At 28.8% G+C, this 12984-nt stretch carries 14 protein-coding genes and 1 pseudogene; 3 read left to right on the top strand and 12 right to left on the bottom strand.

From position 1 onward, the window contains the following. From ACRC28_RS00130 to ACRC28_RS00155, 6 genes and pseudogenes are all read right to left on the bottom strand, one after another. A pseudogene (locus tag ACRC28_RS00130) lies at positions 1–195 on the bottom strand (peptidase T); the annotation flags it as partial. Between the two features lie 66 nt (positions 196–261). Continuing rightward, positions 262–942 (bottom strand): MerR family transcriptional regulator, encoded by a 681-nt coding sequence (locus ACRC28_RS00135; RefSeq protein WP_438541432.1) that lies wholly within the window; start codon positions 940–942, stop codon positions 262–264. A 45-nt stretch (positions 943–987) separates the two neighbouring features. Further along, positions 988–1329, bottom strand: a complete 342-nt coding sequence (locus tag ACRC28_RS00140) for a hypothetical protein (RefSeq protein ID WP_438541433.1) — start codon at positions 1327–1329, stop codon at positions 988–990. 34 nt (positions 1330–1363) lie between these two features. Then, on the bottom strand, positions 1364–1690 hold the full coding sequence (locus tag ACRC28_RS00145) for a hypothetical protein (protein WP_438541434.1): 327 nt from the start codon (positions 1688–1690) through the stop codon (positions 1364–1366). Positions 1691–1769: 79 nt separating this feature from the next. Continuing rightward, positions 1770–2453 carry an ABC transporter ATP-binding protein gene (locus ACRC28_RS00150; protein WP_438541435.1) on the bottom strand — a complete coding sequence of 228 codons (684 nt, stop codon included), beginning with the start codon at positions 2451–2453 and terminating at the stop codon, positions 1770–1772. A 13-nt stretch (positions 2454–2466) separates the two neighbouring features. Then, positions 2467–3633: an ABC transporter permease gene (locus ACRC28_RS00155; RefSeq protein ID WP_438541436.1), complete on the bottom strand. Its 1167-nt coding sequence runs from the start codon at positions 3631–3633 to the stop codon at positions 2467–2469. Between the two features lie 243 nt (positions 3634–3876). Here ACRC28_RS00155 and ACRC28_RS00160 point away from each other — a divergent pair, with 243 nt between their 5' ends. Beyond that, positions 3877–5304: a cation:proton antiporter gene (locus ACRC28_RS00160; RefSeq protein ID WP_438541437.1), complete on the top strand. Its 1428-nt coding sequence runs from the start codon at positions 3877–3879 to the stop codon at positions 5302–5304. Between the two features lie 114 nt (positions 5305–5418). Here ACRC28_RS00160 and pnuC read toward each other — a convergent pair whose 3' ends face one another. From pnuC to ACRC28_RS00175, 3 genes are all read right to left on the bottom strand, one after another. Beyond that, positions 5419–6213 (bottom strand): nicotinamide riboside transporter PnuC, encoded by a 795-nt coding sequence (gene pnuC / locus ACRC28_RS00165; RefSeq protein ID WP_438541438.1) that lies wholly within the window; start codon positions 6211–6213, stop codon positions 5419–5421. 265 nt (positions 6214–6478) lie between these two features. Next, on the bottom strand, positions 6479–7087 hold the full coding sequence (locus ACRC28_RS00170; RefSeq protein ID WP_438541439.1) for a hypothetical protein: 609 nt from the start codon (positions 7085–7087) through the stop codon (positions 6479–6481). Between the two features lie 55 nt (positions 7088–7142). Beyond that, positions 7143–7445, bottom strand: a complete 303-nt coding sequence (locus ACRC28_RS00175) for a hypothetical protein (protein WP_438541440.1) — start codon at positions 7443–7445, stop codon at positions 7143–7145. A 127-nt stretch (positions 7446–7572) separates the two neighbouring features. On the opposite strand from ACRC28_RS00175, the gene ACRC28_RS00180 reads away from it, so the two are divergent. Together ACRC28_RS00180 and ACRC28_RS00185 are read left to right on the top strand one after the other, a co-directional pair. Next, the gene (locus tag ACRC28_RS00180; RefSeq protein WP_438541441.1) at positions 7573–8403 is read left to right on the top strand and encodes an LD-carboxypeptidase; all 831 of its coding nucleotides are present in this window, start codon (positions 7573–7575) and stop codon (positions 8401–8403) included. Between the two features lie 183 nt (positions 8404–8586). Continuing rightward, positions 8587–9735: a polysaccharide deacetylase family protein gene (locus ACRC28_RS00185; RefSeq protein ID WP_438541442.1), complete on the top strand. Its 1149-nt coding sequence runs from the start codon at positions 8587–8589 to the stop codon at positions 9733–9735. A 125-nt stretch (positions 9736–9860) separates the two neighbouring features. On the opposite strand, the gene ACRC28_RS00190 is transcribed toward ACRC28_RS00185, so the two are convergent. The 3 genes from ACRC28_RS00190 to ACRC28_RS00200 all read right to left on the bottom strand — a co-directional run. Next, positions 9861–11192, bottom strand: a complete 1332-nt coding sequence (locus ACRC28_RS00190; protein ID WP_438541443.1) for an ABC transporter permease — start codon at positions 11190–11192, stop codon at positions 9861–9863. Positions 11193–11205: 13 nt separating this feature from the next. Continuing rightward, the gene (locus ACRC28_RS00195) at positions 11206–12540 is read right to left on the bottom strand and encodes an ABC transporter permease (protein WP_438541444.1); all 1335 of its coding nucleotides are present in this window, start codon (positions 12538–12540) and stop codon (positions 11206–11208) included. Then, the coding region (locus ACRC28_RS00200; protein WP_438541445.1) for an ABC transporter ATP-binding protein at positions 12530–12984 on the bottom strand (455 nt) is incomplete at its 5' end. The genes ACRC28_RS00195 and ACRC28_RS00200, both read right to left, overlap by 11 nt.

The raw sequence follows: 12984 nt of genomic DNA on the forward strand, positions 1-12984 counted from the left end.
ATTTCCTTTTAATGTTGCATAGATATATCCATTTTCATCTTGCTCTACATCTACAAGTCCAATTTCCTTAAGTTCTTTAACTAATGCATCACCTAATACTAATTGCCCCTTAGTACTTGGCACTGTATTACTTTCTTCATCTGATTTTGTATCAAACTTTATATACTCTAAAAATCTTTCTTCTACTTTTTTCATTTATATCACTCCATTTCCTTTTTTCTATATATTCATTTTACATAATTATTTATATTTTCTAAAGCCTTATCTGTACTTTTCTATTTTTTCTGCAATAGTTAAAGCATCCTTTGTTGGTAATCCTCTAATTTTTCCTGGCATATCACTTATGTCTTTAAGATTTTCTAATATAACTTCTAATCCATTATCACTTCTAGTCATATTATTCATATGCACTCTAAGCCTTTTAACTTGTTTTTCCTCTTCAGAGCCTTTGCTATTTAATATTTCGATTAATATATCCATTAACTCTTTATGTAAATCTCCATGTTTTTCTTTATCACGTACATCATCACCATATTGAATTTTATGGCTTTCTATCCTCTTTGTTTTTATACTTCCTGCAATTTTAAGCCAATCTATTTCATTTTCATGTTTTACTACATCTAAATCTTCTAAACACTCATTAATTATTGTAAGTTTTTTTATTTCATGCTCTAAATCACGCTTTTTTTCCTTTAATCTCTCAATATTCTCCTTAGAATCAGATTCAAGAATTTTTCTTATTTCATCTATTGAAAAACCTAAAAATTTTAACGAAATTATTTTTCTAAGTTCATGTATATCATCACTTATATAAAATCTATATCCCTTATCATTTTTATAGCTTGGCTTTAAAAGGTCTACCTTATCATAATACTGTAAAGTTCTCACTGTAATCCCTAGCATTTCTGCTATTTCCTTAGGTTTATAAAATTTTTCTTCCATCTTCTCCTCCTTAGTTCTTCTTTCTTTTATTATACCCCTTTTATACTAAGACATCCAAATCTGTAAATGAATATAGGTTCCAAAGGCCGCATACAATAAAACAACTGCCATAACACCCTTGTCATCTAACCTTCTTCTCAATTTCCTTTCCTCTTTTTGCAAATTTCTATCTACCATTAATGAACCTATCTTTTGCACTACAAATAAGGGTATTCCTATAGTTATAAAAAATACAAATAAAAATGCCGGTATTATTCCTAATATTTCAGCTCCCTTTGTTCCACCAGAATCTAACGAAAATCCTACCATTACATAACTAAAAAAATGTGCTCCAAAGCATATTAAATTACTTATAACAAACATTGCCCAAAACCTTATAGTCTTCATTCAAAATCCCACATCCCCTTATACTAAACTCCTCTTACAAATGCATATTTATTCCTATAACAATATAGATTAAAAGAACTCCTATAACTCCTCTATTATCAAATTTTCCTCTTAATTTTCTTTCTTCTTTTGAAAAATTTTTATCTACTAGAGCTGCACACAACTTTTGTACTATCACCAATGGAAGTCCAACAGTAAATATAGCTATAATTAAAAAAACTGGTATCATTACAAATAATTTTCCACCTGTTACTCCTCCTGAATCCGTCGTAAAGACCATCATCATAATACTTAACGCATGTGCCTTTAGACATATTAAATTACTTACAAAAAACATTCCTAAAAATCTCACAATCCCCATTACTATCTCCTTATACTATCTAAAAAAGACTAAAGATATTTAACCTTTAGTCTTTTACATATTTTGTAATTTAATTATACTATTTTTTTGTATCTTCTACAATCTTTCCATCACTTACTGTAATAACTCTATCTGCTTTTTCTGCAATTCTATTATCATGAGTTATTATTACAAAAGTTGTATTGAACTCTTTGTTTATGTCTCTTAAAAGGTTGTATACTTCTTCTGTTGTGTTTGAATCAAGATTTCCTGTTGGTTCATCTCCAAGTATTATTTTAGGATTGTTTATTAATGCTCTTGCAATAGCTCCTCTTTGCTGTTGTCCTCCTGAAAGGTCAGTTGCTTTATTATTTTTTACGCTTGTTAAGTTAACTATTTCAAGAAGTTTTTCTGCTCTTTCTAACACTTCTTTAGTTACTTTTTTTCCTGATAATCTATATGGCATTAATACATTTTCAAGAACTGTGAACTCTGGTAAAAGATAATGGAATTGAAATATAAATCCTATCTCTTCATTTCTTACTCTTGCAAGTTCATTCTTGCTCATTTTATCAGTTCTTTGTCCATTTATGTGAACTTCTCCTGATGTTGGAGTATCTAGTGTCCCCATAATATTCATCATTGTAGATTTACCGCTACCACTTTGACCTATTATTGAAACAAATTCTCCTTCTTCTATACTTAAATTTATATCGTATAAAACTTGTGTTTTTATTTTATCACCATAAACTCTATTTATGTTTTTTAAATTTAAAACTTCCATTCCCTTTTCCTCCTTAGTTATTTCTTATAACTTCCATTGGATCTAATTTTAATGATTTAGATGCGGCAAACACTGCTGCAAGAATTGCTACAATAATTGCTATAATCATACTTACTAATAAATATCCTATATAAACATGACCTGTTACTATTGGTGCACCTGATGGTGTTTTTATTGCATTTGAGAATAACTCAAATAATCCAACTCCAAGTATTCCACCAACTATTGAACCTATTACGCCAAGTATTCCACCTTGGTAGATAAAGATTGCTGCTGCTCCTCTATTTTTAATTCCCATTGCTTTTAATATACCAATTTGTTTTGATTTTTGCATAACTGATACTGCAAGTACTCCTGCTATACTCATTGCTACTGAAATTATTATAAATACTTGAATTGTCATGCTTGATGAACTTTGTCCACTTAATGCATTTAATAAGCTTGGATTTGTTTCTTTCCAGTTTGTAACTTGTAAACTATTGTTTATTTTACCCTGAATTCCACTCGCTATAGTATCTGCTGTAAATATATCTTTATTATAAAGCTTCATTTCAATTGAATTTACTTTACCTTTTTCTCCAAATAAATTTTGTGCGTAATTTAAATCTGTAACCATCCATGAATTATTAAGTTGTGCAACTTGGAAGTTTGCAATTCCACTTACAACCACTGTTTTTGTCCCCATATTAGGTTCTGAGAAAGTTATTTTATCACCAACATTATATCCATACTTTTTAGCAATACCTTCTCCTATTACAACTTGATTTTCTTTAGTTGGCATATTACCTTTAACTAAATCCTTTGTAACTCCATAAATATTTTGACCTTGTCCAAAATTCATTCCTCTAACTAATATTGAAGTACTAGCTGAACCTTTTGTTATAATTCCTGGTGTATCTAAAACTCCTGTTATTTCTGATACTTGTGGATAATCCTTCTTAATCGTATTTATTATGCTATCATAATTTTCAAATACCTTACTACTATTATCCTTATTATTAATTGTTATCTGTGATGTATTTCCTACAATTTGATTTATTTGGTCATTATTAAGATTTTTAATAAGTAACCCTAAAAATATTTGTACTGTTACACCTAGTGCAATACCAAGTGCAATTAAAGTTGTTTGAGCTTTGCTAGATTTTAAAAACCTACCTGCTATTTTTAAATTTATCCCCATGTTTTTTCTCTCCTTTTTTGTTCTCTTCTATGTTTTTCATTCTATTCTATTACCTTAGGTTATACTCAATAGAAAAATTTAATGTTTTTAAATTGTTAATAATTATTATCTATAAATATTAGTTATCGAAATACAGATTATTTATTTAATACTAATATTTAGGCTTTTCCCCTATATTTTTAATTTAAATAAATATATAATAATAATGAATTTAACAAATGATAACTTTAGGAGGGGAATTTTTTGCATAATGAATTAAACTACAGTTCTCTACTTGTAATATCTATAATCGCTTTTATAACACCATTTTTAGTTTCAAAGCTAAAGCGATTAAAAATTCCATATCAAGTTGGAGAAATTATTATTGGTATATTAGTTGGAAAAACTTTTTTAAATATTGTACATTCAGATGTATCTATATTATTTTTGTCTAACTTAGGTCTTGCATACTTAATGTTTTTAAGTGGACTTGAAATTAATTTTGATGATTTAAAAAGAAATAAATCTGGAGATTCTGTCTTAAAGCTTCCAATACAAATGCTTATTTTTTCATTTGTAGTTGCTATTATTTTATCTTTCTTTGGATTAAAGCTTATAGGAATAGAAAAAGGATATATCTTATTTGCCTTTATTTTTATGGCGGCATCACCAGGACTTGTAGTTCCTATATTAAAAACTAAAAATATTATTACTAATGAATTAGGTCAACTTATCTTAACCTTTAGTATTCTTTGTGAGTTTTTATCTATTATAGGTACAACAATTATTTTTTCAGTTTCAGAAAACGGACTTACACTTAAAAGCTTTGAATTTGTTTTAATCTTCATTTTTGCTTTAATTGTATACATAGTCTCTAGAATATTTATGAAAAGACATGATTTTACTATTCCATCATTCAAAAATATTCATATAATTGTAAGAGCTGCTTTTCTTTTAATATTAATACTTGTTGCAGTTGCAGAAAGGTTAAATACTGAAATTGTGCTTGGAGCATTTTTAGCAGGAATGATTTTTTCAATTCTTTCTGGAAAAGCAAAAGAAGAGATTTCACACCAGCTTGATATTATTGGATATGGCTTCTTAATTCCTATATTCTTTATTATGGTTGGAGTAAATGTTGATTTAAGAATTATCCTTGAAGACCCAAAGGTTCTTTTAAAAGTTTTAGTTCTTCTAATAATCTTCTTCTTAGTTAAACTTATTCCATCACTTCTTATGACTAAGAAATTTGGAATTAAAAACTCATTAGCAAGTTCTACAATCTTAACAGCTCAATTAAGCTTAGTTATAGTATCAGCACAACTTGCACTTAACTTTAAGTTTATAACTACTTCAGACTATTCAGCCTTCATAATAACAACAATAATATCATGCATATTATTTCCTGTTATATTTGAAAAGCTTATGCCATCTGAAGAAAAGCTTCCAGATGCTAAAGATACTCATATTATAGTTCGTGAAGTTTTACTTACAAACAAAGCTTTTGAAGATAGACCACTAAAAGATTGTAACTTCCCAAGCACATGCAGAATTTTCTCATACATTAGAAATGATGAAGAAATAATTCCAAACGGAAACTCAGTCCTAAAGGATGGAGATATAATAATCTTAGTTGGAACTCATGACCATGTTGAAGAAACTATTAATCTTTTAGGAAATCAAAATCATTAATTTAAAAGAGTACCATATAACTTAAATAAGGTACCCTTTCTGAAATAACAAAGGAGAGTTTCACTTAAGATTATATGTGAAACCCTCCTTTAACTTTTTATATATTAACTTTTTTTAATTCGCTCTTAAACCATCTTCTGCCATTGCAGCTTTTTGTTCCTTCTCAATCTTCTTCCAGTTCCAATATCCATAGAATGAACTAACTAAATATTGTGCCCACATTATAGACCCTGATAGATAAACTATTGAGAAATGAGGTGCGTTTATAAATGATTCTACAAATAATACAAATCCTACATTTGAGAATATCCAGAATATCCATTGCTCTATATATCTTCTTGATGTTAAATAGAATGCAAATGTTGTTAATATTCCTGATATAGAATCCATTATAAGTGATGGGTCTTTTTTTATCTCTCCACCAAATATAGCATGTACCCCATATGGTAAATATTTAATAAATAACATATATAAATACCAACAAACTATTAATGCAATAATAATCTTTGGCCATTGTCCTTTTTTGAATCTTTTAACTCTTACTACATCCCCTTTACCTTTAGCTAAACTTCTCTTCCAAGAAATAAGCCCTATAATTTGTAGTGGTAATGTTAATAGTATTGTTTTTATAGCTTGCCCATAAAGACATCCCATTAATGAGATAATAAGCATTGCTACTGTATTTAATATCCACCAAAAATAAAGAATTAAGTTTCCTCTTACTTGGTAAATTGATGTTACTACACCAGATAAAGTTGCTATTAAACCAACTATCCCTCCAACTGTAAGTACATCTACAAGTCTTCCTCCTGGTAAAAATGCTGGTATAAAAAATGTTACTACACTTGCAACCATGAAAAATACAAAAAACACCTTTTGAAATGGTGTATATGAATTAAAAAATTTCATCTTATTCCCTTTTCCTTCGTATCAATTTTCGGAAAAAATATTTTCCTTAACCATATTAGTGTTTTTCATATATTTTTTCAATATACCTATGGTTTAATTATCTATTTATCATAAAATAATAGAATATACTAATTATTTATTAATATTATTCTCTTTATTAACTCTACTTTCAAATCTTCTTTTTATTTATACGAATTTGAACAGATAAAAAAATAGTGAACTTTCGTTCACCATTTTTATTTTATTATTTCTTTATTCATATTCTTTACTTTATTTTAAAGCTATCATAAGCCACTTGTAGTACCTTATTATAATTTTCCTTTTTATCTTCAGCAAAGCTATATCTGAATTTAGCTATCTTTTCTTTATTAACGATTCCACTTTCATAATAAATTAAATCGTTTTCTTTCCATGATATTACATAGCGGTCTTTTTCAGTAACTACATACTGTACTTTTCTTAAATTACTTTTTTGAATATCTGCATACTCTTTTGCTGATAATTCATCTTTGTTTTCTAATGACTCAATTTCTAAAGTTAAGGGCCTAGGCTCTCTCTTAACCTCTTCACTTTCTTTATCATCTTTTTTCTTTTCTTCTTCTAATTCTCTTTCAGTTTTCTTATTTTCTAACTCTTCTAATATTCCTGAAAATTTTATCTCTTTTCCTTCTTCTTTTACAAGCTCCTTTGGATACTTTAATTCTATACCACTTTTCCCATCTACAAAGCCGTCAAAACCTTCCTCTGCTTTCTCAGTTTTAACATCCTCAGTCTTTTTTTCAGGCTCATTACTTGCATTTGAAGTTCCACAAGAAACCAACATACCTAATGATGTCATTATTAAAATCCCCAATACTATTTTTCTTTTTCTCATCTTTTCACCCTTTCCTTCTATCCAAAAAGGAATTATATCCCTCTATTATATTTAATCACATATTAGGAATATTTTGTACTAAAAGTAAAATTTCTTCATAAAGTTTTTCTATTTCACAAGGCTTACCCACAATAGCATTTGGTAACCTTCTTATACTATCTAAATTTTTCTCTGTTATTTCGCAAATTTTAATTCCAGAACCCTGCAAAACTAATATATTTTCTACCAATACTGCACCACTTATTTCTGATATTAATATAAACATTTTTGTCTTAGCACAAAAATATTTTCTTTTATCAATTACTAAAACATCTCCCATCTTTTCAACCTTTATTTCATTTTCTAATTCAAATCTCATAAAAATCACCTCTAAGTACAATTATTTGTATCTACTATCTTTTTATTCATATCTCCTAAATTTGCTACTTTTCTTCTCATTTATATATAATAGATATATAGATTTCAATTTTTTAGGAGGAATTTTTATGATATTAAAAAAAATTGCATTAATAGGTCTTTCTAATCCTATTAATAAAAATAACTTAAATAAGCTTTTAAAAATACTATCTACTTTAAATATAGAGGTTATCCAATCAGAATTTTTAAATAATGAAGATATTTTAGCTAGAGATAATAAAAAACTTGGACACGAACTTCTTTCATTTTTTATGGATTCTTCAATAGATGCTATCTTTGATATTTCTGGTGGTGATTTATGTAATTTAGTCCTTCCTTATATTGATTATGAGAAAATTAAAAATAATACTACTGCCTTTTTTGGCTATAGTGATTTAACAGTTGTCTTAAATGCACTTTATGAAAAATCTAACATTAAGACTTATAATTACCAAATTTTGAATATTGTTAAAGATAAATCAAATTTTTCTCTTTCATTATTTAAGGAAACTTTTATAGATGGTGATAACAGTCTTTTTAAACTTTCTATAACTCCACTTTCATCTAATACTTCTGGAATAGTTATTGGTGGAAACATTCGTTGCTTTTTAAAACTTTCTGGAACTCCTTATATGCCAAGCCTTAAAGATAAGATTCTTCTTTTAGAAAGCTATAGTGGAGATAGCTTTAAGATGCTTACATTTTTAAATCAGTATATGCAACTTCCTGATTTTAAAGATTTGAATGGAATTATTTTAGGAAACTTTACTGAAATGTTTGAGAAAAATTACTCTCCATCAATTTTAGAGATATTTACAAAATTTCTTAAAGACTATAATATTCCCATTTTCACAACACTAGATATTGGGCATCATTCAACTGCTAAAGCTATAAAAATTGGTGAAACCATAAACCTATAATTTTTCTGTTCATAATTTAGATTTTACACGTATTTATTGTTTTATTTTATTTAACTCAATCTTTCTTTTTTTGTAACCTCTTCATTTACTTCTATAAATATAATATAAATAAAGCTATGTACTATAAAAAATATAGTACTTTGGGATTATTTTTAAATTTACATTTAGGAAGGTATTATACGTATGAAAAAGAAATCACTTATATCTATAATTGTAGCAGTTGTAGTTGTTGGTGCTGTTGTAATTGGCGGAGGCTATGCATATACTGCACACGCTAAAGATGCAAAAGAACACCAAGCAGAAGTTCAAAAAGAAGCAAAGGTTAAAGCTGCTGACAATGCTCAAACTGCAGCAATGAAAGAATTTGAAAAAAATGAAGGACACTGGTCTAAAGATAAATACTTAGGATACATAAATCCTTATGAAAGCTGGTATAAGCCACAAGAAATAGCACCAGGAACAAACCTTTTAAAATCAGCACAAAGCTATGCAGTTCCTGCAAATGAAGTTGCACAAATGATAGCTGGAGACTATAAAGGAAAGCAAAAAGAAGTATTCTTAACATTTGATGATGGTCCAAGTACTGACAATACACCAAAAATACTTAACATCTTAAAGAATGCAGGTGTACATGCTTCATTCTTCGTAATTGGAGATCACTTAAAAAGTAACCCTGCTATTCAACAAATAGTTAGACAAGAAATAATGGATGGAGACGCAGTTGGAGATCATACATTCACACACGTTTATAGTGAATTATATCCAAACAACTCAATTGACGTACCATACTTCATGAATCAAGTAGAAGAAACTCAAAGTCTTTTAACTCAAGTGTTAGGACCAAACTTTGATACTAGAATAGTTAGACTTCCAGGTGGATACATGTCAAGAGCATTCTACCACGACCCTAACTTAATTAAATTCAATGAAGCATTAGACAAAGAACACGATACAGCCTTAGACTGGACAGCTGAAACAGGAGACTCAAGCACAAGTGCAGTTCTTGATGTAAATCAATTAATAAAAATAATGGATGGAGACATTAAAGCACAAGCAAATCCAAACCAAGTAATATTATTAATGCACGATGCTGGAGCTAAAAAAGACACAGTAACAGCACTTCCATCAGTAATTCAATACTTTAAAGACCACGGATACCAATTTAAAGTAATAGAAAATGCACCTGCAAGCTCATTTGTAGGAATACCAGCAAAAACTGATACTTACTCAAACCAAGGTGAGTCATTAAAGAAAGAAACAGTAACAGTAGACGGAAAACAAGAAACAAAAGAAGTTTCAGACTACACTGGAAAAGGCTATCAGTATAATTAATAGTTAATAGTTAATAGTTAATAGTTAGAAAAACCGAATTGGTAACGCCAATTCGGTTTTTCTTTCATTCTAAAATTTGCTCTGCAAATTTGTCCTTAACTTTTAACTCTTACTTCTTAACTCCTCTACTCTTCGTTTATAGTTTGGATAACATTCATTTTCGCAGCTTTTCTTGATGGGAAGTATCCCGCTATTGCTGATACTATTACTGTTACTACAAAACCACTTAGATAGTTGCTTAAAGACAGGATTACATTTATTTCTTTTCCTGTTTTAGTTAAGTATATATTTACAAAGAATATTATTATTCCTGCAAGTATACATCCTACTACCGCTCCTATTATTCCAATGAAGATTGCTTGTGATAGGAATATTGTTTTTATATTTTTCTTTTTAGCTCCTATACTTCGCATTATTCCTATCCATTTTCTTTTTTCTCCTATGGTCATTGTCATTGTATTTACAAGTCCTACACTTGCAACTATTATTACTATAATTGCTCCTATATCTAAGACTCCTCTTACAAAGCCTGTAAATATTCCAACAAGTCCTACAACTTCTCCTAAGTTAAAGGTTGAGTATCCTAAGTTTTTATTTATGTTTTCCATTATCTCATTTATATATTTTTTAGAGCTTACGTTTATTGTTACCATTGAGTAATTCGGCTTTACTTCATTTACATCTTTTCCTGTATAGAAGGCTTGCATTTCATTTGTCACATTTTCAAAGGTCATAATGCTTCCAGGATAATATGCATTTTTATTTTCATAAACTCCTCTTATAGTTAATGTTATTTCTTTTTCTATTGAGTTTGTTCCATAAACAGTTGGAAGTGATAAGGTTAATGTTACTTTTTTTCCTATTACAGAGTTTAAGTTTGTTATCCCCATATTCTCTAAATAAGATTTTCTTATTAGTATTCCATTTTTATCACTTTTATTTAAATCTTGCCCTGCTACTATATCTCCTTGACCTGTATATAGGTAGTTTGGATTATATCCTAAAACTATAGCAGAATCTCCTTTTTCTTTTTCGCCTTTTATTTTTATACTTGAAGTTCTACTTGCCTCGTAAACACTTAAATTTTTAACTCCCTGTATTTTGCTTAAGCTTTCTAGTGTAGAATCTGTTATATCTTTATCATTACTTTTTTCTTCTGGGTTTAATTGTGTATTTTGAGTATATGGAAGTAATTGCATTCCACTGTTTGATTGCTCTTGAAACTGCATTGCAAAGTTGTTGTTTACGTCATACTTTTCTGGCATAACCATAACTTGATTCATATCTCCAAAGCTTTCTATAAAGCTTGATGCAGTCTTATTTATAGTGTCTCCAATTCCTTGCATTGATACAAGTAACATACATCCTACTGCTATAGAAATTCCTGTTAAAATACTTCTAGCTTTTCTTTTAAATACGTCCTGTATTCCTATATTTATTCCATCAGTTTTTTTCATTTTTTCTATCCTCCTATTCTCTTAATGCTTCTATTGGATCTAACTTAGAAGCTTTGCTTGAAGGATAAATCCCTGCAATTACTGAAACTATTATTGAAAAGACTATTGTTCCTAAAATAAGCCACCAAGGTGCAAACTTCATTAACTCTACGCTGTTTCCTTTTTTAGCTAAACCATCAATTATGGCAGCACTTATTATTCTAAATAATATACTACTTATAATTGCTCCAATTACTGAGCCTACAAGACCTATTGCCCCTGCTTGGAATATAAACATAGTCTTTATTTCTGAATTACTTGCTCCAACTGATTTCATTATTCCAATACTTTTTTTCTTTTCATGTACAGCCATAATCATTGTATTTACAATACCTATTCCTGCAACAATTATTACTATTATTCCAAGTATTGAAAGAACTAATGTTATTGTATTAAAGCTCTTATTTATTTGAGCTGTCTTATCTCCTGTTGATTGTGCAAAATATCCTATATTATTTATACCCTGTACAATACTATTTACATCATTTAAATTTTTAGCTTCTACAACTACACCATTATATCCATACTCTTTAAAGAAATTACTTGTGTATTGCATAAATCCCGCAATCTTTTCTACATCCGTGCTATTCATAACTATCTTATTTCCATCAGGCATAAATTTACTTATAACACCTACAACCTTAAATGTCTTTTTATATGGTTTTACAAAAGCACCATTTATATTAGTTATATCAATTGTTATGTTTTGTCCTACAATTTCCTTAGGATTAGTTATTCCTAAGCTTTCTAAAATACTTTGCCCTACTAAGACTTCATTTCTCTCACCCTTTTGGAGTGTTTTTCCCTCTATAATTGGTTTGAAATTATTATCCTTAGATGAAACCTTTGCATTTTCAACATCACTATTAAAATACATATCATAATTTAAGTTATATCCTTTAATAGAAAAGTTACTATAATAGGTTTTTCCATCTCTTAAAATTTGAGCTACGCTTGCACCTATGTACGCCTCTACTCCATCAACCCCATTTAATTTAGACATTTTTAAAACTGCCTCATTGTCTATAAGGTCAAAATTCTTCTTCATCCAATCTGGCATATCTTTAATTGCTTCTTTTGGATTAGTTGGCATTTTAGCATCTGCTTTAACTGGATTTACAGTAATTGTTTTAGTGTTGCTTCCACTGTTAACTGTACTTACTAAAAATTGATTTAAAATAAGTCCAAGAGATACCATTAAAATAATTAATATTGCCCCTAAAGTTATACCAAAAGAAGTTAAAAAGGTTCTCTTTTTTCTCCTTCCTAAGTCCTTAAAAGCTAAGGAAATATTATCACTAACCCTCATGTTTATACCCCTCACTTTTCTCATCACTTATAAGGTTTCCATCTTTTATTTTTATAATTCTTCTAGCCTTTTCTGCCTCTTCCATATTGTGAGTAACCATGATTATAGTATATCCCTTATCATTTAACTTATAGAAAAGCTCCATAATATTATTACCTGTTTTAGAATCTAAGTTTCCTGTAGGTTCATCTGCAAATATAATTTTAGGATTATTAACTAAAGCTCTAGCAATAGATACCCTTTGCCTTTGTCCTCCTGACATCTCACTTGGTTTATGATTTGCTAAATGTTTAAGTTCAACTTGTTCTAAAGCTTCTAATGCTTTTTCTTTTCTTTCCTTCTTACCCATTCCTGCAAAAATAAGTGGCATCATAACATTTTCAAGTGCAGTTTGAGTATTCTCTAAATTAAAGGCTTGAAATACAAAACCTATATGAGAATTTC

This window comes from Clostridium sp. (assembly GCF_051650885.1).
GTDB lineage: Bacteria > Bacillota > Clostridia > Clostridiales > Clostridiaceae > Clostridium.